This is a genomic window from Streptomyces sp. S6 (assembly GCF_054880855.1).
The window spans coordinates 1-21,348 of the sequence record NZ_JBTYMC010000099.1; the positions used below are offsets into that span (position 1 = coordinate 1).

A 21,348-nucleotide genomic window follows, 5' to 3' on the forward strand; every position below is an offset into this window, starting at 1 on the left:
CCCGCCACCGCGACCCCCGCGCGGGCCGCCTGCGCCGACACCGCGTACTCGACCGCCGGGCACAAGGAGTACGGGACCTACCTCTGGCACGTCGGGGACGGGCCCATGCCGGGCGGGCTCACCCGGGACGCCGCGCGCAAGGTGTTCGAGGAGGCCATCGGGACGATCACCGGTGAGCGCAACGACTGCGGGCTCGCCGGTACGGGCGGACCTCGGGCGCGGTACCTGTCGGCGACGGACCGGGAAGCCGGGATCGACCGGGCGGGGCGCTGTTCCGCGCGGGACGGCGTGAGTGTGTGGGACGCCGGTGAGCTGCCCGAGGACGTCGTCGCCGTCACCTGCTCCTGGGCCGTCACCATGCCGGACGGCGGTCCGAACGGCCTGATCGAGGCGGACGTCCGCTTCAACACCCGCCACCACCGGTTCACGGACGCGCCGGGTGAGCGGTGCGCCGACGCGTACGACGTCCGGGCCGTCGGTACGCACGAGGCGGGGCATGTCTTCGGCCTCGGCCACGTCGGCGCCGGGCACGAGAACCTGACCATGTACACGAACTCGTTCGCCTGCTCGACGCGGGCGCGGTCGCTGGGGCGGGGGGATGTGCTGGGGTTGCGGGCGCTGTACCGCTGAGGAGCCACGCCCCTGCCCCCTTCTCAGGGGGCACCCCTCTCGGGTGAACCTCCCACTCTCCTGGCGGCACCCCGTTCGACACTGTCCGATATGTCCATTTTCGTGTGGATATCGGCCCGTGCGTTCTGCGGGAAACGGGCCACTCCTCACTCTTCTTGGAGGGCGTTGTGCGGCCTGAGGGCTACGACTACGACACCCACAGCAGGTTGGCCGGGCCGCTCACGGAGCCGGCCGGAACGCCGTACCGGGTGCAGTACATATCGCTGCTCTCCCGCGAACCCCACCGAATACGCGCCATCCTGCTGATGGGCCTCGCCCCGGTGCTGACGGCCCTGCTGCTCGTGTACCTCGTGTGGCCCAGCCACTGGGTGGAGCGCGAGGGCGGCGACGAGTGGATGGTCGGCCTCGACATCGCGATGCTCATAGCCATCGGCCTGATCGAACTGTTCATGGTCGTCAACGTCGCGTCCGTCGCGCACGCGACCCTCGTCGCCCGCGACCCCGTACCCGTAGTACCCGAGAGCGGCACCCGCGTCGCGTTCCTCACGACGTACGTCCCCGGCCGCGAACCCCTCTCCATGGTCCGCGCCACCCTCGAAGGCGCCGTCCGCATCCACCACCGGGGCCCCCTCGACATCTGGCTCCTCGACGAGGGCGACGACGAACAGGCCAAGGCCCTCTGCGCGGAACTCGGCGTCCGGCACTTCACCCGGCACGGCGTCCCCGAGTGGAACCGCCCCAAGGGCGTCCACAAGGCCCGCACCAAGCACGGCAACTACAACGCCTGGATCGCCGCGCACGGCGACGACTACGACCTCTTCGCCTCCGTCGACACCGACCACGTCCCCCACCCCGACTTCCTGGAGCGGATGACGGGCTACTTCCGGGACCCCGACGTCGCCTTCGTCGTAGGACCTCAGGTGTACGGGAACTACCACAATCCGGTGACCAAGGCCGCCGAGTCGCAGCAGTTCCTCTTCCACGCCCTGATCCAGCGCGCCGGCAACCGCTACCGCGCCCCCATGTTCGTCGGCACCAACAACGTCGTCCGGATCGCCGCCGTCAAGCAGATCGGCGGACTGTACGACTCGATCACCGAGGACATGGCCACCGGCTTCGAACTGCACCGGCGCCGCAACCCCGTGACCGGGCGGAAGTGGCGGTCGGTGTACACGCCGGACGTGCTCGCCGTCGGCGAGGGACCCGCCTCCTGGACGGACTTCTTCACCCAGCAGCTCAGATGGTCGCGCGGCACGTACGAGACGCTGTTCAAGCAGTACTGGAAGGCGCCGTTCACGATGCCTCCCGGGCGGCTGTTCTCGTACACGATGATGCTCGTCTACTACCCGATGACGGCCGTCAACTGGTTCCTCGGCATTGTCAGTTGCGTGCTGTTCCTCTGGTTCGGCGCGTCCGGCACGCAGGTCGCCGCCTCGGTCTGGCTGATGCTCTACAGCGACGCAGCCGCCCTCCAGATCGGCCTGTACCTGTGGAACCGGCGCCACAACGTCTCCCCGCACGAACCCGAGGGCTCCGGAGGGCTCGCCGGGATGGGCATGTCCGCGCTGTCCGCGCCGATCTACCTCAAGTCCTTCGGCGCCGCCCTCCTGCGCAGGCCCAGCCGGTTCGTCGTCACCCCCAAGGGCGGCGACGCCAGCGCCGACCGCCTCATGACCTTCCGCGTCCACCTCTTCTGGGCCGCCGTCCTCATCGCCTCCCTCACCGCCTCCGCCGTCCTCGGCCACACCCACGCCGCCATGCGCACCTGGGCCGTCCTCGCCACCGCGATCTCCCTGGCGCCGCTCGCCGTCTGGCTCGGCACCCTCGTCAGGGAACGGCGTGAGCGGCGCACGCTCGTCAAGAAGAGCGCCCCGCAGCACACGGCCGTCGAACCCGCCCTCGCCCCCGTCTCCGGCACGCCCACAGGAGGCAACTAGCCATGTCCTTCCAGCAGAAGAAGACCAAGAAGACCGTCCTGGGCATCGGCGGCGTCGTGATCCTCGCGAGCCTCAACGCGCCCGCCGCACTGGACTTCGTCGGCGAGCAGTACCACGCCTACCAGATCGCCCAGCCCGAGTACCGCGCCAAGTACGGCAGTTGGGACCAGGTCGACATCCCCGAGAAGTACCGCACCAACGCCATCCACGCGGCGCTCCTGCACACCGGGAAGGTCCTCATCGTCGCCGGCTCCGGCAACGAGCAGAAGAAATTCGACGCCGGGTCCTTCGACACCGTCCTGTGGGACCCGAAGCACAACACCTTCAAGAAGATCCCCACCCCCGAGGACTTCTTCTGCTCCGGACACGCCCAACTCCCCGACGGACGGCTCCTGGTGGCGGGCGGCACGGCCCGTTACGAACGCCTCGACGGCGAGGTCCGGCGGGCCGCCGGGGGCATGCGCGTCAAGAACGAGAACCCCGACAAACCCATGGTCCTCAAGAAGGGCACCCGCTTCCGCTCACCGGCCGGCGTCGAGTACGTCAGCAGGTTCGACGTCACCGTCCCGAAGGCGAAACGCGGCTTCACGGTGACCTACAACAAGCGCGGCGTCATGCAGCCCTGGCAGACCAAGGTCACCGCCAGTGAGGTCCGCGTCTTCGTCGAGGCCGCCGAGAGCGGGCCCATGTCCGCCACCGACAGACAGGCCCAGTACGAGATCGTCGGGCTCACCGGCAAGGACGCCGACAACACCTACGGCCTCAGCGAGAAGATCACCCTCGACAAGCAGGACTTCCAAGGCATCCGCGCCGCCTACGAGTTCGACCCCCTCGCCGAGCGGTACGTCCCCGTCGACCCGATGAAGAAGGCCCGCTGGTACCCGACCCTCGTCGGCCTCGACGACGGCCGCGTCCTCGCCGTCTCCGGACTCGACGACGTCGGTGTCGTCGACCCTGGCGACAACGAGATCTACGACCCGAGGACGAAGAAGTGGACGCCGGGACCCAAGCGGTACTTCCCGACCTACCCGGCGCTCTTCCTCACCAAGGGCGGCAAGCTCTTCTACCCCGCCTCCAACGCCGGGTACGGGCCCGCCGACCAGGGCCGTGAGCCGGGGATCTGGGACCTGAAGACCAACACGTTCCAGAAGGTGCCCGGCCTCAAGGACGCGGACGCCACCGAGACTTCGGCGTCCGTGCTGCTGCCGCCCGCGCAGGACCAGCGCGTCATGATCCTCGGCGGCGGGGGAGTGGGCGAGTCCAAGAAGGCGACGCCGCGCACCGCCGTCGTCGACCTCAAGGCGGACAACCCCTCCTTCAAGGACGGGCCCGACCTGCCCCAGGGCACCCGGTACCTGAACAGCGTGATCATGCCGGACGACACCGTCTTCACCTCCAACGGCTCCGCCGACTACCGGGGCCGCAGCGCCAGCAACATCCTCAAGGCCCAGTTCTACGACCCCAAGGGCAACGTCTTCCGCGAGGCCGCCGACCCCGCCGTCGGCCGCAACTACCACTCCGAGGCGCTCCTGCTGCCCGACGGACGCGTGGCCACCTTCGGCTCCGACCCCCTCTACGACGACCAGCAGAACACCAAACTCGGCCACTTCGAGCAGCGCATGGAAGTCTTCACCCCACCCGCGCTGCACAAGAACGGCAAGGACCGCCCCGTCCTCGACGACGGACCGCAACAACTGCCCGACAACCGTCAGTTGACCTACCGCACCGACCACCCCGAGCGGATCGCCGCCGCCCGGCTGATGCGGCCCAGCGCCGTCACCCACACCACCGACGTCGAACAGCGCTCCATCGCGCTGAAGTCGGCCAAGGAGGGCCGGGCCGTCACGTTCACCGTGCCGGACGACCCCGCGCTCGTGCCGCCCGGCTGGTACATGCTGTTCGCGACGGACGCGGCGGGGACGCCGTCGGAGGCGAAGTGGGTGCAGGTCAAGTGAGCTCCGTCTACTTCGAGTTGCGTGCCAGCTCCAGCGCGTACGCCGGCCACCACTGCCCCGCGTCCGGACCGCCCTCGCAGGTGCCGTCCGACTCCCCGGGCCGCTTGATCCACAAGTAGGCATCCAGAGCGGGTTCCCCGGTTTCGGTGGTCGGCCGGGTGCCCAGGGCCCGCCCCGGAGGGTTGCACCACACCCCCGGGAGCGGGCCGTTGCCGTTGCGGCTGGTGTCCACCACGAAGTGTTTGCCGCCCAGTTGACCGGAGAGATCGAGGCCGTAGCGCCTGACGGCGTCGTCCGGCTGGAAGTTGGAGACGTTCAGCGCGAAACCGTCCGCCGCCTCGATGCCGGACGCCTTGAGCGGTTCCACCAGCTTCCACGGCTCGCGGATCCAGGACGGGTTGCCGGCGTCCAAGTACACCTTCGTGCCGGGCTGTCGCTTCAGCCGCGTGATCGCCCCGGACAGCAACCGCTCACGCTCGCCGTGATATTCACCCGGCGTACAGCCGTCCACGATGTGCGCGACCGCGTCCGGCTCCAGCACCACCAGCGCCTTCGCGTCCCCGAGAGCCGACGCGAACTTCCCGATCCACGCGAGGTAGGCGTCCCCGTCCGCCGCGCCCCCCGCCGAGTGCTGGCCGCAGTCGCGGTGCGGGATGTCGTACGCCACGAAGAGCGCCGTGCGGCCCGTTCTCGTCGCGGCTGTCGTGGCAGCGGTCACCACCGGCCCCGGGTCGATCTCGCCCGCCGGCCACAGCGCGACGGGCTGTTCGGCGATCCGGCGCAGCAGCTCCGCGTCCGAGTTGCGGCCCTCACGCCGCCACAGCTGCATCTGCCGGACGGCGTTGCTGTCGGGGTCGACCCAGAAGGCGGTCGTCTCGGCGGCGGCCTTCGGGGGTTTCACCACCGACGCCTCGTCGGCCGAGGGGGAGGCGGTGCAGGCGGCGGTGAGGGTGAGGGCGAGGAGGGCGGTGAGGGTGTGCGTCGGACGGGGCATGCCGCTCCCTGTGACGGAGGGGGGAACCGGGATCACTCGTGCATAACCCGTACGAAGCGGCGCACCAAGCCAAATCGCCGACCGGCCGGGGAACATCGCTCAGGAAGCGGTTTCCGGTTCGAAAGGCGAGACGGTGCTGACCGCGATGTGACCGGCGGGTAGGGTCTGGTGGCGTGCCGAAGCCCCTCAGTCTCCCCTTCGACCCCATCGCCCGCGCGGACGAGCTCTGGAAGCAGCGCTGGGGAAACGTGCCGTCCATGGCCGCGATCACCTCGATCATGCGGGCCCAGCAGATCCTGCTCGCCGAGGTCGACGCCGTCGTCAAGCCGTACGGGCTGACGTTCGCGCGCTACGAGGCACTCGTCCTGCTGAACTTCTCCAAGGCCGGCGAGCTGACGATGTCGAAGATCGGTGAGCGGCTGATGGTCCACCCGACCTCGGTCACCAACACCGTCGACCGCCTCGTCCGCTCCGGCCTCGTCGCCAAACGCCCCAACCCCAACGACGGCCGAGGCACCCTCGCCTCCATCACCGCCAAGGGCCGCGAGGTCGTCGACGCCGCCACCCGCGACCTGATGGCCATGGACTTCGGCCTCGGGGTGTACGACGACGAGGAGTGCGCGGAGATCTTCGCGATGCTCAGACCGCTGCGGGTGGCTTCGGGGGACTTCGAGGAGGAGTAGGGTTTTCGCGGGTCAGCGCGCTGGTCTCCGCCGACGCGGAGGTGTTCCGAGCGTGTTCACGCGCTACCGGATGATGGCGTCGTTGTCCCCGCCGCTGCGGGGGAAAGTCGGGCGGTTACGCTCGTAGCCATGAAACGAAGCGTGCTGACCCGCTACCGCGTCATGGCCTACGTCACCGGTGTCCTGCTGGTCCTGCTGACCCTCGGTGTGATCGGCAAGTACCTGCTCGACATGAGCGGCGCCGACGGCTTCACGTCGGTCGTCGGGATCGCGCACGGCTGGCTGTACATCGTCTACCTGGTGTTCGCCTTCGACCTGGGCTCCAAGGCGAAGTGGCCGGTCAAGAAGCAGCTGTGGGTGCTGCTGGCGGGCACCATCCCCACCGCGGCGTTTTTCGTCGAGCGCAAGGTCAGCCGCGAGCTGGAGTCCCGGTTCACCGACGAGGCCCCCGTCACCGCGAAGGCGTGACCCCTACGCCTCTCCCGTCGCCGGGAGGCCCCCCAGCAGCAGCCGGGTGAACGTCCGTACCCACTGCTCGTCCGCCGGTTCCGCGCTGACCAGCGTCCGGTGGACGACCGCGCCCGCGACGACGTCGAAGATGAGGTCGACCGTGCGGTCGGCCTCGGCGGGGTCGGCCTGCGGGGGGAGTTCGCCGCGGGCCTGGGCGCGGGAGCGGCCCTCCAGGACGAGGCGTTTCTGCCGGTCGACGATGGAGCGCCGGATGCGTTCGCGCAGCGCGTCGTCCCGGGTGGACTCGGAGAGGACGGCCATCAGCCCGCTGCGGGCCTCCGGGAGGGCGAGGATCGCCGCGAACTGGAGGACGACGCCCTCGATGTCGGCGGTGAGGCTGCCCAGGTCCGGCAGCCGGAGTTCGTCGAAGAGTTCGGCGACGGCGTCCACCACGAGTTCGTTCTTGCCGGTCCAGCGGCGGTAGAGGGTCGTCTTCGCGACGCCCGCGCGGCTCGCGACGTCCCCCATGCTCAGCTTCGACCACCCCAGCTCCACCAGCGCCTCCCGCGTCGCGGCCAGGATCGCGGCGTCCGTGGCGGCGCTGCGGGGACGCCCTGGGCGGCCCGGAGGAGGGGCGGGGCTGCGGCTCTGCATCGCAAGACCATAACCGCCGTCACGCGGACTGCATCCACACCCGCCGGTTATTCGGTGGAGCGATGTGAGCGGTCGGCGTGAAGATGGTGGAGTCGTGAGGGAGATCACCGGGAAGGACTCCCCGGGGGCCCCGGTCGGGCATTACGCTACGGGTCGTAGCGAAAGCTCGGGGTTCGCCGCCAAGAGGGGGTCGCGGGACCGCTTTTCGCGGACGCGCTGGATCGGGGGAGGATAGACGCATGCAGCCACGGAACATGTCCATGAGCGGAGTCGTCGACCTCGCCGCGGTGAAGGCGGCCCAGGAGGCCAAGGCGAAGGCGGAGCAGGCGCGCGCCGAAGCGGCCCGCCAGGGCGGCACGGGGGCGATCTCCCCGGCCGACCTCGTGATCGACGTCGACGAGGCCGGGTTCGAGACACAGATCCTCCAGCGGTCCGCCGAGGTGGCCGTCGTCATCGACTTCTGGGCCGAGTGGTGCCAGCCCTGCAAGCAGCTCAGCCCGGTCCTGGAGCGGCTCGCCGTCGAGTACGGCGGTCGCATCCTGCTCGCCAAGATCGACGTCGACGCCAACCCGATGCTGATGCAGCAGTTCGGCATCCAGGGCGTCCCCGCCGTGTTCGCGGTGGTGGCCGGTCAGGCGCTCCCGCTCTTCCAGGGCGCGGCCCCCGAGACGCAGATCCGCCAGACCCTCGACCAGCTCGTCCAGGTCGCCGAGGAGCGCTTCGGCATCACGGGCCTGACGGTCGACCCGGACGCAGAGCCCGGCGCGGCCCCCGCGGCGCCGTCGGAGCTCCCGGCGGGTCCGTACGACGCGCTGCTGGCCGCCGCCGTGGAGGCGCTGGACGCCGGGGACCTCGGCGGTGCGGTGCAGGCGTACAAGAACGTCCTCGCCGACGACCCGGGCAACGAGGAGGCCAAGCTCGGCCTCGCGCAGGCCGAACTGCTCCAGCGGGTGCAGGGGTTCGACCCGCAGGCCGTCCGCCGGGACGCCGCGGAGAAGCCCGCCGACGCCGCCGCCCAGCTCGCCGCCGCGGATCTGGATCTGGTGGGCGGCCATGTCGAGGACGCGTTCGGGCGGCTGATCGACACGGTCCGGCGTACCGCCGGGGACGACCGGGACGCGGTGCGGGTGCGGTTGTTGGAACTGTTCGAGGTGATCGGTCCGGACGACCCCCGGGTCGCGGCGGCGCGGCGCGCGCTGGCCCGCGCGCTGTTCTGACCAGTCGCTAAACCTACCGGTACCGAGGTACCGGTGTGAAAGTCAGGTCGGCTGAGCGCTTTTGCGGCCACGCTTTGCCAAATCTTGGTAAACGTGGCCGCTGTTACTTCCAGTAAGTCAGGGCTGTTGGTCTGTCGGATTCTGTCCCGCCGTCAAGTGATTTGTCCTGGGCAGGGATGTCGCACTCGGTCGCCGGTCGAGACCTGTGGGTCGTCGGACGGTTATCCGGCCGTTACTAGCCAGTAATGAACCCCCTTGTGCGGGCGGCGAGAATGCACCACGATCGGCGACGCTCGGTCCATTACCCGTTCCCCGGCACCCGGTCGGGCCGACGGGTCTGATGGGTCCCCACCGGGCAGAGCCGACGGCGTCGTCGGCGGCTCTTCAGGGCAGGGGGGTCTTCGCCCGAGGGCGGAGCCTGTCCGGCAGGGTTGTGCCTGATGAGTGTCAGGCGCGGCCAGTGGTAGTCGCTCGGGGGTGATCGCCGGTGATCTCAGGCGCGGTTCGCGCCTCCGGGCACAGGCGTTCCCCTTCCCGAGGACGAAGCACTTCTCCCATCCCAGCCTGGTCGAGCCGCCGTTCACGTGGCGGGCCGGCGCGGGATGTACGTCCGAGAAGGAGGAAATGATGGAGTCCCAGGTGCGTGGCGGGACCAGATGGAAGCGGTTCGCTGTGGTCATGGTGCCCAGCGTCGCCGCTGCGGCATGCGTAGGGGTCGGACTCGCGCAGGGTGCCCTCGCGGCGTCCTTCAGCGTTTCCGGCCAGGAGTTCAAGGTCAAGGCCGGGCACCTGCACGGTACGGGCTTCGCCCAGTACGGCGGCATGGACACGGGTTACGCGGACACGGACGGCAAGGGTAAGGCGGCCCATCCGGTCGCGATCTCGTCGTTCGACAACGCCGAGATCACGGACATGTGTCAGTCCGTCGCGACCAAGATTCCGCTCATAAACAAGACGGTCTATCTCAAGCTCACAGCGGGTGACAAGGGACGCAAGGTCACGGCCGAACGGCTGTTCATCGACGTCTCCCAGCTCGATGGTGATGCCACGTTCGAGGACATGGACATCGGCGTCGCGGTCAAGGACAAGACCCGAGGGCCTGCGGTCAGAGAAGGCGACAGCGTGCTGCCGGGCGGCTTCGCCCAGCAGGCGAGGACGGCCGACCTGACCAACGTGGAGCAGAAGGCGTGGGCGACCACCGCCGGTACGTTCACGCTTCCCAACCTGTCGATGCGACTCGGTTTCTTCGGTGACGGGAACAAGGAACCCGAGTGCTTCTGAGGAGCGCTCCGGGGCGGTCCAACCGTCCTTGAGGGCGGGGGAGTCTGACTTACCCGCCCTATAACGGGACCCGGCCCCGCGCCGGGTCCCGTCACAGACTCATTCCGGCTTCTCCACGCCCACGGCCTAGCCGGTACGTACTTCCACCGGACCCAGGGAGCTGTTTTCCATGAGTGCCGAGACTTCGGTCCAGCGTGTCGGGACCTTCACCCGGCTGCGTCTGCGATTCCGCGCCTGGCGGGGCAGTCGGCCGTTCTGGGCGGGTGTGTTCACCCTGCTCAGCGGGGCGCCGATCATGTACTTCCCGTACGCGACGCTCAAGTTGGGCACGATGTCGCTCGCGATGTCGACCACGGGCGGTGCGGGGTCGTTGATAATCGGGGTTCTGCTGGTCACCCTCGGTCTCACGATGTGGTTCCAGCAAGCCACTCGGTTCTTCGCCGGGGTCGCCTCGATCCTGCTCGCTCTGGTGTCGCTGGTCGTCTCCAACATCGGCGGCTTCATCATGGGCTTCCTGCTCGCGCTGATCGGTGGTGCGCTCGCGCTCTCCTGGATGCCCGGCAAGCCCGCCGACCCTGCGGCGGCCGGTACGGAACCGGGTTCGCAGGCTCCTTCCGGGGACAGCGCGCCCGATTCCGGTTCGTACCTGCCCGAGGCCCCGCAGTCGTCGTCCGAGACTCCCGACGGCGAGTCCGGTGCGGCCGGGGACGGGGCGCGGGCCGAGGGGCCGAAGGGAGTGCACCATGTCGGATGACATGGCCCGCACCGACGTTCCCGCAGCTCTCAGAGCCGGGGCGGGGCCGAGGCACGCGGCGCCCAAGAAGCCGTTGCTGACGCGGTTGCACGTGCCCGCGGGCAAGGCGATAGCCCTGGCGGCCATGCCGACGGCGGTGCTCATGGGGATGGGCTTCACGCCGACGCTGGCCCGTGCCGAGGGCCATGCGTCCGTGCCCAACAGCCAACTGGCCGAGGAGTACAAGGACTGCGTGGCGGCGCTGGAGGCGGACGACGCCTCCGCCTCGCCGTCGCCTTCCGCTTCTGAGAGTGCGGCGGGCGACGACAAGCCGGACGACGCGAAGGACGACGCCAAGACGGGCAAGGGCGGCTCGAAGGGCGAGGGTGGGTCGGGTGCGTCGGATTCAGGTTCCGACGACAAGACTCAGCCGAGTCCCTCGCCGTCCGCGTCGGGCTCCGCCGGTGAAGGTGCTTCCGGTGCGGCCTCGCCGTCTCCGTCGCCGTCCGCCTCCGCAGGCGCCAACGGCGCAGGGGGCGGGCTGCTGGAGACGATCGGGGACACCCTCAACGACATCCTCACGGGCGGTAAGGCCGCGGACGGTGCCAAGGGTGGGGAGCCGTCTCCGTCGCCGTCCGGGTCGGCTTCCGGTGCTGTGAAGGGGCCTGCCGAGCCGTCGAGTTCGCCCTCGCCGAAGGCGTCCGAGGGCGCCTCGGAGGGGGGCGGTGGCAAGGCCGACGACGGCAAGGGGAAAGCCGACGATGAGGACAAGGCGTCCGCGTCCGCCTCGCCCAGCCCCTCGCCGAGCGCGAGTGCCAGTACCGACCCCGACGACTGCAAGGCCGCCACGAAGGCCGTCGCCGACGGCCGCGACAACAGGATCCTGCTGCCGGAGGACCCCTGGATCCTGGAGGCCAGCGAGCTGACGCTGAGCGGTGCCGACTACCAGGGGGTCGTGGAGGTGACGACGTCCAGCGGCAAGAAGAAGGAGGTCCTCAAGTACGTCATCTCCAAGTCCACCAAGATCGTCAATCTGCACCAGATCGTGCACGACAAGCAGTCCGGCAAGACGTACCACGTCAGGAGTGGCAAGGGGGAAACGTCCACCATCGAAGATGGCAAGACGACGATGTACACCGAGAGCATCTCCGGCAACCTCCTCGGCCTGCTCCCCGTGACCTTCACCCCTGACAGTCCGCCGCCGCTGAACCTCGACTGGATCTACTTCACCAACGTCAAGGTCGTCCAGGCCGGCCAGTTCGGCGGGACTCTGACCATCCCGGGCATGAAGCAGACGATCAGCTGATCCCCCGAACTTTTCCGGGAGCCGCACACGAATGATGGCCCGGGTCCTCTCGAATTCACCGAGGGATCCGGGCCGTCATTCTTTGTCGCGCTCATGATCATCAAGCGGTGCGATGCGCATTGTGTACCCGAGGGTCAACGGCGAGGCCGCCGGGCTTGAGGTCGTCGAGGGTGTCGCGGACCGGTTCGGAGGGGTGTTCGCCCGTCAACTGCTGGCGGATTGCCTGTGGGTGCTGCGGTCTCCGCTGGAGGGCCGTGCGGTCACGGCCCTGTGGCAGGCGGCCACGTTCCGGGACTTCGACCTCGAACGGCTCGGGGTCGACGGGCGGGAGTGGGTGGGTGCGATCGCGGAGGTCGCCGAGCGCCGGATCCTGCGGGACGACCCCTGCTTCCGGCCCGCTGCCCTCGCGCCGTCCGTCGACGAGGAGGTGCGGGCGAGGGTCCTCGCCGAGGTCGAGTCGCTGGCCGACGTGCTGGACGAAGAGGTCGGCCGGCATGCCTACAACCCGGTCGGGGGTGTCGTCCCCGCCCTGCGGACCGTCGTCACCGAGGCCGACCCCGGGCTCGGCCACCGGTTGCTGCTGCGTGTGCTGAAGGCGTACTTCGTGCGGATCGGTCCCGCCCGCTACGAGCGGTATCTGACGCTCGGCGACGACCTCGGTCTCGGTGAGGGTGTCGTGGACGACGGTGACTTCAACGTCTGGGACGACGTGGCGGGGTGAGCGGCTCCCGGATACGACGGAGGGGCGCTCCCGTGCGACGGGAGCACCCCTCCGTTTCGTGCGTGCCGGACGTCAGTCCGTCGGCGTGCCCGCGATGTGGTGGACGCGGAGCATGTTCGTGGTGCCGGGGACGCCGGGAGGGGAGCCGGCGGTGATGATGACCGTGTCGCCGGGGGTGAAGCGGTTGATCTTGGCGATCTCCTGGTCGACCATCTCGACCATTTCGTCGGTGGAGTTGACGAAGGGGACGACGTGGGACTCCACGCCCCAGCTGAGGGTGAGCTGGTTGCGGGTGTTCTCGTCCGTCGTGAAGGCGATGATCGGCTGCTGGGCGCGGTAGCGCGAGAGGCGGCGGGCCGTGTCGCCGGACTGCGTGAAGGCGACGAGGCCACGGCCGCCGAGGAAGTCGGCGATCTCGCAGGCCGCGCGGGCGACGGAGCCGCCCTGCGTGCGGGGCTTCTTGCCGGGGACGAGGGGCTGGAGGCCCTTGGAGAGCAGCTCCTGCTCGGCCGCCGTGACGATCTTCGACATCGTCTTGACCGTCTCGATCGGGTACGCGCCGACGGAGGACTCCGCCGACAGCATGACCGCGTCCGCGCCGTCCAGGATCGCGTTGGCGACGTCGGACGCCTCCGCGCGGGTCGGACGGGAGTTGGTGATCATGGACTCCATCATCTGGGTCGCGACGATCACCGGCTTGGCGTTGCGGCGGCACAGCTCGATGAGCCGCTTCTGCACCATGGGGACCTTTTCGAGCGGGTACTCGACGGCGAGGTCGCCACGGGCGACCATCACACCGTCGAACGCCATCACGACGTCCTCCATGTTCTCCACCGCCTGCGGCTTCTCCACCTTGGCGATGACGGGGACGCGGCGGCCCTCCTCGTCCATCACGCGGTGGACGTCGGCGACGTCCTTCGCGTCCCGGACGAAGGACAGCGCGACCATGTCGCAGCCCATGCGCAGCGCGAACCGCAGGTCCTCGATGTCCTTGTCGGACAGCGCGGGGACGTTCACCGCGGCGCCCGGCAGGTTGATGCCCTTGTGGTCGGAGATGACACCGCCCTCGATGACGGTCGTGCGCACCGCCGGGCCGTCCACCGAGACGACCTTCAGCTCGACGTTGCCGTCGTTGATGAGGATCTGGTCGCCGGGCGCCACGTCACCCGGGAGGCCCTTGTACGTCGTCCCGCAGATCGTCTTGTCGCCCGCGACGTCCTCGGCGGTGATGGTGAACTCGTCACCGCGCACCAGCTCGACGGGGCCCTCGGCGAAGGTCTCCAGACGGATCTTGGGGCCCTGGAGGTCGGCGAGGACGCCGATCGCCCGGCCGGCCACCTTGGCGGCGGCGCGGACCCGGTCGTACCGGCCCTGGTGTTCGGCGTGGGAGCCGTGGCTGAAGTTGAAGCGGGCCACGTTCATGCCGGCTTCGATCAGCGACACCAGCTGGTCGTGGGAGTCGACCGCGGGGCCGAGAGTACAGACGATTTTCGAACGGCGCATGAGTGGATCCTATCGGTTTGTTTCGCTTCGGAATATTCCATCTGGTGGAATCTACAAATGTGCGTGTTCGTGCTCAGGTGCATTACTCGCGGGGAACTTGTGGGAGGCGACGAGCGCGTACGTCTGCGCCGCTATTTCCCGCTCCTCGTCCGTGGGAACGACGGCGACGGCCACCCGCGCGCCCTCCGGCGAGATCAGCCGCGCCCCCTCGCCCCGCACCGCGTTGCGCGCCGGGTCCACCGCGAGGCCGAGGCCCTCCAGGTCCGCGCACGCCGCCGCCCGCACCTCCGCCGCGTTCTCCCCGACCCCGGCCGTGAACACCACCGCGTCGACCTTTCCGAGCACCGCGTAATACGCCCCGATGTATTTCCGCAGCCGGTGGACGTAGATCTCGAAGGCGAGTTCCGCCGCCTCGTCACCCTCGTCGATACGCCGCCGGATCTCCCGCATGTCGTTGTCACCGCAGAGTCCGACGAGGCCACTCCTCTTGTTGAGGAGAGTGTCGATGTCGTCCGTGGACATCCCGCCAACCCGCGCCAAATGGAAGATGACGGCCGGGTCCAGGTCCCCGGAACGGGTCCCCATCACCAGCCCCTCCAACGGCGTCAGCCCCATCGACGTGTCCACGCACCGCCCCGCGCGCACCGCCGACGCCGACGCGCCGTTGCCCAGGTGCAGCACGATCACGTTCACCTCCTCGGGCGCCTTCCCCAGCAGCTCGGCCGTCGCCCGGGACACGTACGCGTGCGACGTGCCGTGGAAGCCGTAACGCCGGACGCTGTGCTCGTCGGCCGTCGCGACGTCGATCGCGTAGCGGGCCGCCGACTCCGGCATCGTCGTGTGGAACGCCGTGTCGAAGACGGCGACCTGCGGGAGGTCCGGGCGCAGCGCCCGCGCCGTGCGGATGCCGGTCAGGTTCGCCGGGTTGTGCAGCGGGGCGAGGGGGATGAGCCGCTCGATCTCCGCGAGGACGGCGTCGTCGATCACCGTGGGGCGGGTGAAGGTCCGGCCGCCGTGCACCACGCGGTGGCCGATCGCCGCGAGCTGCGGGGAGTCCAGACCGAGGCCGTCCGCCGCCAGCTCCTGCGCGACGGACTTCAGCGCCGCCTCGTGGTCGGCGATCGGCGCGACGCGCTCGCGGGTGGCGCCGGTCGTGAGCGCCGTGTGCTTCAGGCGGGACGACTCCTCGCCGATCCGCTCGACGAGGCCCGTCGCGAGGCGGGTGCCGTCGGCCATGTCGAGGAGCTGGTACTTGACCGACGAGGAGCCGGAGTTGAGGACTAGGACACGGGTCGCGGTCACTGGCGGGGGGCCTTCTCTTCGAAGTCGACGGGGGTCTGGGCCTGGATGGCGGTGATGGCGACCGTGTTGACGATGTCCTGCACCAGCGCGCCCCGGGACAGGTCGTTCACCGGCTTGCGCAGGCCCTGGAGGACCGGTCCCACCGCGATCGCGCCGGCCGAGCGCTGCACGGCCTTGTACGTGTTGTTGCCGGTGTTGAGGTCCGGGAAGATCAGCACCGACGCCTGCCCGGCCACCTCCGACCCCGGCAGCTTCGTCGCCGCGACGGACGGCTCCACCGCCGCGTCGTACTGGATCGGGCCCTCGATCCTGAGGTCGGGGCGCCGCGCGCGCACCAGCTCGGTGGCCTCGCGGACCTTGTCGACGTCCGCCCCCGAACCCGACGTCCCCGTCGAGTACGACAGCATCGCGATCCGGGGTTCCACACCGAACTGGGACGCCGTCGCCGCCGCCTGGATCGCGATGTCCGCCAACTGCTCGGCGTTCGGATCGGGGTTGACCGCGCAGTCGCCGTACACGAGGACCTTGTCGGCGAGGCACATGAAGAACACGGACGACACGATCGACGCGTCAGGCTTGGTCTTGATGATCTCGAAGGACGGCCGGATCGTCGCCGCCGTGGAGTGCACCGAGCCGGAGACCATGCCGTCGGCCAGACCCTGCTTCACCATCAGCGTGCCGAAGTAGTTGACGTCCGCGACGACGTCGTGGGCCAGCTCGACCGTGACGCCCTTGTGGGCGCGCAGGGCCGCGTACGTCTCGGCGAAGGTCTCGCGCAGCTCGCTCGTCGCCGGGTCGATCAGCTGGGCGTCGCCCAGGTCGATACCGAGGTCGGCGGCCTTCTTGCGGATCTGGTCGACCGGGCCGAGGAGGGTCAGGTCGCACACCGAGCGGCGCAGCAGGACCTCCGCCGCGTGCAGCACACGCTCCTCCGTGCCCTCCGGGAGGACGACGCGGCGGCGGTCCGAGCGGGCCTGCTCCAGGAGCTTGTGCTCGAACATCATCGGCGTCACGCGGTCGCTGCTCGGCGCGCTGACCCGCTTCAGCAGGTCGGCGGTGTCGACGTACCGCTCGAACAGGCCGAGCGCCGTCTCCGCCTTGCGCGGGGTCGCCGCGCCCAGCTTGCCCTCCAGGGAGAAGAGCTGCTCGGCCGTCGGGAAGCTGTTCCCCTGGACCGACAGCACCGGCGTCCCGGGCGCGAGGCGCGCGGCCAGCGTCAGGACGTTCTCCCCCGGTATCTCGTCCAGCGTCAGCAGCACGCCCGCTATCGGCGGGGTCCCGGCGCTGTGCGCGGCCAGCGCGCCGACCACGAGATCCGCGCGGTCGCCCGGCGTCACCACCAGGCACCCCGGGGTCAGGGCGGCCAGGAAGTTCGGGAGCATCGCGCCGCCGAACACGAAACCCAGCGCGTCCCGGGCCAGCCCCGAGTCGTCGCCGAGCAGGACACGGGCGCCCAGCGCGTGCTGCACCTGCGAGACCGTGGGGGCGGAGAGGGCGGGCTCGTCCGGGACGACGAAGCAGGGCACCGGGAGCCTGTTCGCCAGACGGTCCGCTATCTCGTCGCGGTCCTCGCGGGCCACCCGGTTCACGACCATCGCCAGCACGTCGCACCCGAGGCCGTCGTACGCGCGGAACGCGTTGTGGGTCTCCGCCCGGACCGACTCCGCGGTCTGCCGCCGGCCGCCGACCACCGGGATCACCGATGCCCCGAACTCGTTCGCCAGGCGGGCGTTGAGCGACAGCTCGTCCGGGAACTGGGTGTCCGCGTAGTCCGTACCGAGGACGAGGACGACGTCGTACTCCCGGGCGACCCGGTGGAAGCGGTCCACCAGGGTCGACACCAGCTCGTCCGTGCCCCGCTCGGCCTGGAGCGTGGACGCCTCGTGGTAGTCCATGCCGTACACCGACGACGGGTCCTGGGCGAGGCGGTAGCGGGCGCGCAGCAGCTCGAAGAGGCGGTCCGGGCCGTCGTGGACCAGGGGGCGGAAGACGCCCACCCGGTCGACCTGGCGGGTCAGCAGCTCCATGACCCCCAACTCGACGACCTGGCGGCCGTCACCGCGGTCGATCCCGGTCACGTACACACTGCGCGTCACCCGTCGTCTCCGTTTCGTCAACCTGGTGGACAGAAGTCGCTCACAGAGGGGAGCGAAACCCTCTTGACAATACCTCCGGCTGTGGATAAGACGCCCGTCAGTTCCGGGGGTACACAGCGGCATGAAAGAATCGAAGAAGTCTCATTGGTACCCACAGCGAGCAGGAGACACAGCACGATGCGCATCGGAATCCTCACAGCGGGCGGCGACTGCCCCGGCCTGAACGCAGTGATCCGGTCGGTCGTGCACCGGGCGATCGACAACTACGGCGACGAGGTCATCGGCTTCGAGGACGGCTACTCCGGTCTCCTCGACGGCCGTTACCGCGCCCTCGACCTGGAGTCCGTCAGCGGCATCCTCGCCCTCGGCGGCACCATCCTCGGCTCCTCCCGGCTGGAGCGCGACCGGCTGCGCGAGGCGTGCGAGAACGCGTCCGACATGATCCACGAGTTCGGGATCGACGCGCTCATCCCGATCGGCGGCGAAGGCACACTGACCGCCGCGCGCATGCTGAGCGACGCCGGGCTGCCCGTCGTCGGCGTCCCCAAGACGATCGACAACGACATCTCCTCCACCGACCGCACCTTCGGCTTCGACACGGCCGTCGGCGTCGCCACCGAAGCCATGGACCGGCTCAAGACCACCGCCGAGTCCCACCAGCGCGTCATGGTCGTCGAGGTCATGGGCCGGCACGCCGGGTGGATCGCCCTCGAATCCGGCATGGCCGCCGGCGCGCACGGCATCTGCCTGCCCGAACGGCCCTTCGACCCCGCCGACTTGGTCAAGATGGTCGAGGAACGCTTCGCCCGCGGCAAGAAGTTCGCCGTCATCTGCGTCGCCGAGGGCGCGCACCCCGCCGAAGGGTCCATGGACTACGGCAAGGGCGCCATCGACCAGTTCGGCCACGAACGCTTCCAGGGCATCGGCACGGCCCTCGCACACGAGCTGGAGCGGCGCCTCGGCAAGGAGGCCCGGCCGGTCATCCTCGGCCACGTCCAGCGCGGCGGCACACCCACCGCGTACGACCGCGTCCTCGCCACCCGCTTCGGCTGGCACGCCGTCGAGGCCGCGCACCGGGGGGAGTTCGGGCGGATGACGGCGCTGCGGGGGACCGACGTGGTCATGGTTCCGCTGGCCGAGGCCGTCACCGAGCTGAAGCGTGTCCCGGTCGACCGGATGGACGAGGCCGAGTCCGTCTTCTAGTCCCCGGCTGCCGGTGGCTGCTTCGGGGAAGGCTCTCCGCATGGACGCCTTGTACGAAGCCGGACCCACCCTCGACGCCCACGTCCGCGCACGCCTCCTCGCCCCCAACTTCTGGCACCTCGCCACGGTCGGGAGCGACGGGGCGCCGCAAGTCTCCCCGATGTGGGCCGACCTGGACGGTGACCACGTCGTCGTCAACACCTCCGTCGGCCGCGTGAAGGAACGCAACCTCCGCCGCAATCCGTGGGTTTCGCTGTCGCACCACGACCCCGAGAACCCCTACGACCGGGTCGAGATCCGGGGGCGGGTGGTGCGGTTCGTGGAGGGGGAGGAGGCGGAGCGGGGGATGGACCGGCTGACCCTGAAGTATCTGGGGGTGGAGCGGTATCCGTGGCTGATGGAGGGGGAGCGGCGGGTCGTCCTCGTCATCGAACCGGTGCGGGTGCGGCGGGTGGTGGGGGTGGAGCCGTTTCCGGGGGCGGGGAAGTAGACCGGTGGCTACGGCTTGCTCCGCTTGCCGGTGACAGGGCCGTAGAAGGTGCCGCCGCTGAAGTCGATGTGGTCGCCGGCGTAGGTGGGGCCGGCGTTCTCCTCGGTGGCGGGCCGGTGCTTGCGCAGGACCGCGACGGCCACCTTCGCCGCCTGGCCTGCCGCGAGTTCCTGCGAACCCGAGGCGTCGGCGGCGGCCTTGTCCGGGTCGGCGAAGTCGCTGATGCCGCGGATGACGAGAGCGTCCAACTGCCTGCTGAGGTGGGCCGCGTGGGCGATGCCGGAGCCCTCCATCTCGATGGCGTGGGCGTCGTTGTACGAGCGCCTCAGGCGGGCCGCCAACTCGGAGTCCGGGGCCGTGAGGACGACGTCGCCGCAGGCGATGGGCTTGAGGTGGCCCCGGACGCCGGGACGCAGGTCGCGCAGGGCGGAGCGGGCGGCCTGGACGAGAGCGTGGGAGCCGTGCCAGCTCTCCGGGCGCTCCAAGTGGCCCTCCGGGGTGATCTTGCCGCCCTGGACGGCGTACACCTTCGTGCCGACGACGACGTCACCGAGCCGGAGGTCGTCCTTCAGGCCGCCCGCGACGCCCGCGAACAGCAGTGCCTGGGGCTTCAGTTTGCCGATGATCTCCTTCGCGAGGATCGCCGCGTTCTGCGCTCCCTCGCCGAGTTCCGCGAGGGCGACCGTCCAGGGCGTGCCCTCAAGTCGGCCTTGTTCCACGCGAGTTCCGTCCTTGAGGACGGTCTCCTTCGGCGCTTCTATGTACCGGCGCACGGCGTCGTATTCGACAGGCAGGGCGGTGAGGATCACGGCGATGGGCTGCACCCCTTTAAGGTACTGCCAAGTCGTCGGGGGAAGGGGCAGGACGGGCATGTCGGAACAAGACGTCACCGTGGGGCAGTTGATGCTCGCGGAGTACGAGAACATCAAGGACGAGCAGAAGGCGCGGATCGGGTTCCGGGACAACCTGCTGTACGTGACACTGACCGTCGTCGCCGCCGTCATCGCCGCCGCCGCGCAGGCCAAGCGGGCGGAGATGCTGCTCGCGTTGCCGCCGGTGTGTGTGGTGCTGGGGTGGACCTATCTGGTCAACGACGAGAAGATCTCCGCCATCGGGCGGTACGTGCGCGAGGAGTTGGGACCCCGGCTCGCCGAACTCGCCTCACCCGGTGCCGGGTTGACCGCGTTCGGGTGGGAGGTGGCACATCGGGGTGACGTTCGGCGTGCGTCCCGTAAGTGGCTTCAACTCGCCGTGGATCTGCTGGCGTTCTGTGTGGTCCCGCTGGCGGCGCTCGCCGTGTTCTGGGTGGAGCCGAGTGGGGGGCCGTTGTTGGTGGTGTTGTCGGGGGTGGAGGCGTTGACGGTCGTGGGGCTGGGGGCGCAGATCGTGGTGTACTCGCGGCCCGCGCGTTCGGCGTGAGGAAGCTCTGACGTTGAGTCACGGCTGAACGGGGTGCTGAGCAGGCGGCGTTGTCGGCCGGGTGCCGCCCTCATCGCCCTCCCCGCACCCACCGATAAACCAACTCCGGCCTCCCCACCTGACCGTACAGCGGCTGCCGCTCAGCCCTCCCCGCCTCCACCAAATGTTCCAGATACCGCCGAGCAGTGATCCGCGAGATCCCCACAGCCTCAGCCACCCCCGCCGCAGTAAGCCCCTCCCCAGCCTCCCGCACAGCCCCCGTCACCCGCTCCAACGTCGGCCCGCTCAGCCCCTTCGGCAACGCGGCTGGCCCCGGCGCCCGCAGCGCCGCCAACGCCCGGTCCACCTCGTCCTGCCCGCTCGCCTCCCCGGCGGCTCCCCGGAACTCGGCGTACCGCACCAGCCGATCACGCAGCGTCGCGAAGGTAAACGGTTTCAACACGTACTGGACGACTCCGAGCGACACCCCTTCACGGACGACTGTGAGGTCCCGCGCGGACGTCACGGCAATGACGTCCGCGTGATACCCAGCGGCCCGCAGGGACCGGGCCAGCTGCAACCCGTGCCCGTCCGGCAGATGCAGATCGAGGAGCAGCAGATCCACCGGCGTACGGTCCAACTGCCGCCGCGCCTCCGCCCCCGTGTGCGCCTTCCCGACCGCGACGAACCCGCCAGGGAGCACCCGGTGACCGACACGGTCACCCTCCGCCAGCGTGCCATCGCCGGACTCCTGGTCGAGGGCCACACGGACGCGGTCATAGCCGACCGCCTCGG

Annotated in this window: 20 protein-coding genes; 13 read left to right on the top strand and 7 right to left on the bottom strand. The window is 69.8% G+C overall.

The features are described from left to right. From ACVNF4_RS16355 to glxA, 3 genes are all read left to right on the top strand, one after another. The coding region (locus tag ACVNF4_RS16355) for a matrixin family metalloprotease (RefSeq protein WP_461803539.1) at positions 1-630 on the top strand (630 nt) is incomplete at its 5' end. Between the two features lie 167 nt (positions 631-797). Further along, positions 798-2,567 (top strand): glycosyltransferase family 2 protein, encoded by a 1,770-nt coding sequence (locus ACVNF4_RS16360; RefSeq protein WP_461803540.1) that lies wholly within the window; start codon positions 798-800, stop codon positions 2,565-2,567. Positions 2,568-2,569: 2 nt separating this feature from the next. Continuing rightward, positions 2,570-4,522 carry a radical copper oxidase GlxA gene (gene glxA / locus ACVNF4_RS16365; protein ID WP_461803541.1) on the top strand — a complete coding sequence of 651 codons (1,953 nt, stop codon included), beginning with the start codon at positions 2,570-2,572 and terminating at the stop codon, positions 4,520-4,522. 7 nt (positions 4,523-4,529) lie between these two features. On the opposite strand, the gene ACVNF4_RS16370 is transcribed toward glxA, so the two are convergent. Further along, a complete protein-coding gene (locus ACVNF4_RS16370) occupies positions 4,530-5,516 on the bottom strand; it encodes a glycoside hydrolase family 6 protein (RefSeq protein WP_461803542.1) in 987 nt (328 codons plus the stop codon). A 173-nt stretch (positions 5,517-5,689) separates the two neighbouring features. On the opposite strand from ACVNF4_RS16370, the gene ACVNF4_RS16375 reads away from it, so the two are divergent. Next, a complete protein-coding gene (locus ACVNF4_RS16375) occupies positions 5,690-6,199 on the top strand; it encodes a MarR family winged helix-turn-helix transcriptional regulator (RefSeq protein WP_461803543.1) in 510 nt (169 codons plus the stop codon). 129 nt (positions 6,200-6,328) lie between these two features. Next, complete coding sequence (locus tag ACVNF4_RS16380) at positions 6,329-6,667, top strand: DUF3817 domain-containing protein (RefSeq protein ID WP_461803544.1); 339 nt, start codon at positions 6,329-6,331, stop codon at positions 6,665-6,667. A gap of 3 nt (positions 6,668-6,670) precedes the next feature. Here ACVNF4_RS16380 and ACVNF4_RS16385 read toward each other — a convergent pair whose 3' ends face one another. Beyond that, a complete protein-coding gene (locus tag ACVNF4_RS16385) occupies positions 6,671-7,303 on the bottom strand; it encodes a TetR/AcrR family transcriptional regulator (protein ID WP_461803545.1) in 633 nt (210 codons plus the stop codon). Positions 7,304-7,542: 239 nt separating this feature from the next. On the opposite strand from ACVNF4_RS16385, the gene ACVNF4_RS16390 reads away from it, so the two are divergent. The 5 genes from ACVNF4_RS16390 (at position 7,543) to ACVNF4_RS16410 (ending at position 12,561) form a co-directional block, all read left to right on the top strand. Beyond that, positions 7,543-8,520, top strand: a complete 978-nt coding sequence (locus ACVNF4_RS16390) for a tetratricopeptide repeat protein (RefSeq protein ID WP_461803546.1) — start codon at positions 7,543-7,545, stop codon at positions 8,518-8,520. A 627-nt stretch (positions 8,521-9,147) separates the two neighbouring features. Further along, complete coding sequence (locus ACVNF4_RS16395) at positions 9,148-9,801, top strand: DUF6230 family protein (protein WP_461803557.1); 654 nt, start codon at positions 9,148-9,150, stop codon at positions 9,799-9,801. Between the two features lie 169 nt (positions 9,802-9,970). Further along, complete coding sequence (locus tag ACVNF4_RS16400) at positions 9,971-10,555, top strand: DUF6114 domain-containing protein (RefSeq protein ID WP_461803547.1); 585 nt, start codon at positions 9,971-9,973, stop codon at positions 10,553-10,555. After that, a complete protein-coding gene (locus tag ACVNF4_RS16405; RefSeq protein ID WP_461803548.1) occupies positions 10,545-11,840 on the top strand; it encodes a hypothetical protein in 1,296 nt (431 codons plus the stop codon). Before ACVNF4_RS16400 ends, ACVNF4_RS16405 begins: the two co-directional genes overlap by 11 nt. 112 nt (positions 11,841-11,952) lie before the next feature. Continuing rightward, positions 11,953-12,561 (top strand): hypothetical protein, encoded by a 609-nt coding sequence (locus tag ACVNF4_RS16410; protein ID WP_461803549.1) that lies wholly within the window; start codon positions 11,953-11,955, stop codon positions 12,559-12,561. A 72-nt stretch (positions 12,562-12,633) separates the two neighbouring features. On the opposite strand, the gene pyk is transcribed toward ACVNF4_RS16410, so the two are convergent. The 3 genes from pyk to pta are packed head-to-tail and all read right to left on the bottom strand — an operon-like array spanning position 12,634 to position 17,462. Next, a complete protein-coding gene (gene pyk, locus ACVNF4_RS16415) occupies positions 12,634-14,064 on the bottom strand; it encodes a pyruvate kinase (RefSeq protein WP_461803550.1) in 1,431 nt (476 codons plus the stop codon). Positions 14,065-14,115: 51 nt separating this feature from the next. Next, the gene (locus tag ACVNF4_RS16420) at positions 14,116-15,366 is read right to left on the bottom strand and encodes an acetate kinase (protein WP_461803551.1); all 1,251 of its coding nucleotides are present in this window, start codon (positions 15,364-15,366) and stop codon (positions 14,116-14,118) included. After that, positions 15,363-17,462, bottom strand: coding sequence for a phosphate acetyltransferase (gene pta, locus ACVNF4_RS16425; RefSeq protein ID WP_461803552.1), 2,100 nt, complete (start codon positions 17,460-17,462; stop codon positions 15,363-15,365). Before pta ends, ACVNF4_RS16420 begins: the two co-directional genes overlap by 4 nt. A 177-nt stretch (positions 17,463-17,639) precedes the next feature. Between pta and ACVNF4_RS16430 the strand changes: the two genes are divergently transcribed. Continuing rightward, positions 17,640-18,665 carry an ATP-dependent 6-phosphofructokinase gene (locus tag ACVNF4_RS16430; protein WP_461803553.1) on the top strand — a complete coding sequence of 342 codons (1,026 nt, stop codon included), beginning with the start codon at positions 17,640-17,642 and terminating at the stop codon, positions 18,663-18,665. A 40-nt stretch (positions 18,666-18,705) separates the two neighbouring features. After that, positions 18,706-19,155 carry a PPOX class F420-dependent oxidoreductase gene (locus tag ACVNF4_RS16435; protein WP_461803554.1) on the top strand — a complete coding sequence of 150 codons (450 nt, stop codon included), beginning with the start codon at positions 18,706-18,708 and terminating at the stop codon, positions 19,153-19,155. Between the two features lie 8 nt (positions 19,156-19,163). On the opposite strand, the gene ACVNF4_RS16440 is transcribed toward ACVNF4_RS16435, so the two are convergent. Beyond that, the gene (locus ACVNF4_RS16440) at positions 19,164-20,027 is read right to left on the bottom strand and encodes a 5'-methylthioadenosine/S-adenosylhomocysteine nucleosidase (RefSeq protein ID WP_461803555.1); all 864 of its coding nucleotides are present in this window, start codon (positions 20,025-20,027) and stop codon (positions 19,164-19,166) included. Here ACVNF4_RS16440 and ACVNF4_RS16445 point away from each other — a divergent pair. Next, a complete protein-coding gene (locus ACVNF4_RS16445) occupies positions 20,026-20,574 on the top strand; it encodes a hypothetical protein (RefSeq protein WP_461803556.1) in 549 nt (182 codons plus the stop codon). The genes ACVNF4_RS16440 and ACVNF4_RS16445 overlap by 2 nt on opposite strands. A gap of 70 nt (positions 20,575-20,644) precedes the next feature. Here ACVNF4_RS16445 and ACVNF4_RS16450 read toward each other — a convergent pair whose 3' ends face one another. Beyond that, positions 20,645-21,286 carry a response regulator gene (locus ACVNF4_RS16450; protein ID WP_461803558.1) on the bottom strand — a complete coding sequence of 214 codons (642 nt, stop codon included), beginning with the start codon at positions 21,284-21,286 and terminating at the stop codon, positions 20,645-20,647. Positions 21,287-21,348 lie beyond the last annotated feature (62 nt).

What these genes read in the sequence shown, in the direction of transcription:
- ACVNF4_RS16405 (WP_461803548.1), top strand. Translation starts at nt 10,545, where the DNA reads ATGTCGGATGACATGGCCCGCACCGACGTTCCCGCAGCTCTCAGAGCC.
- glxA (WP_461803541.1), top strand. Translation starts at nt 2,570, where the DNA reads ATGTCCTTCCAGCAGAAGAAGACCAAGAAGACCGTCCTGGGCATCGGC.
- pyk (WP_461803550.1), bottom strand. Translation starts at nt 14,064, where the DNA reads ATGCGCCGTTCGAAAATCGTCTGTACTCTCGGCCCCGCGGTCGACTCC.
- ACVNF4_RS16445 (WP_461803556.1), top strand. Translation starts at nt 20,026, where the DNA reads ATGTCGGAACAAGACGTCACCGTGGGGCAGTTGATGCTCGCGGAGTAC.
- ACVNF4_RS16440 (WP_461803555.1), bottom strand. Translation starts at nt 20,027, where the DNA reads ATGCCCGTCCTGCCCCTTCCCCCGACGACTTGGCAGTACCTTAAAGGG.
- ACVNF4_RS16370 (WP_461803542.1), bottom strand. Translation starts at nt 5,516, where the DNA reads ATGCCCCGTCCGACGCACACCCTCACCGCCCTCCTCGCCCTCACCCTC.
- ACVNF4_RS16380 (WP_461803544.1), top strand. Translation starts at nt 6,329, where the DNA reads ATGAAACGAAGCGTGCTGACCCGCTACCGCGTCATGGCCTACGTCACC.
- ACVNF4_RS16390 (WP_461803546.1), top strand. Translation starts at nt 7,543, where the DNA reads ATGCAGCCACGGAACATGTCCATGAGCGGAGTCGTCGACCTCGCCGCG.
- ACVNF4_RS16430 (WP_461803553.1), top strand. Translation starts at nt 17,640, where the DNA reads ATGCGCATCGGAATCCTCACAGCGGGCGGCGACTGCCCCGGCCTGAAC.
- ACVNF4_RS16395 (WP_461803557.1), top strand. Translation starts at nt 9,148, where the DNA reads ATGGAGTCCCAGGTGCGTGGCGGGACCAGATGGAAGCGGTTCGCTGTG.
- ACVNF4_RS16435 (WP_461803554.1), top strand. Translation starts at nt 18,706, where the DNA reads ATGGACGCCTTGTACGAAGCCGGACCCACCCTCGACGCCCACGTCCGC.
- ACVNF4_RS16400 (WP_461803547.1), top strand. Translation starts at nt 9,971, where the DNA reads ATGAGTGCCGAGACTTCGGTCCAGCGTGTCGGGACCTTCACCCGGCTG.
- ACVNF4_RS16385 (WP_461803545.1), bottom strand. Translation starts at nt 7,303, where the DNA reads ATGCAGAGCCGCAGCCCCGCCCCTCCTCCGGGCCGCCCAGGGCGTCCC.
- ACVNF4_RS16410 (WP_461803549.1), top strand. Translation starts at nt 11,953, where the DNA reads ATGCGCATTGTGTACCCGAGGGTCAACGGCGAGGCCGCCGGGCTTGAG.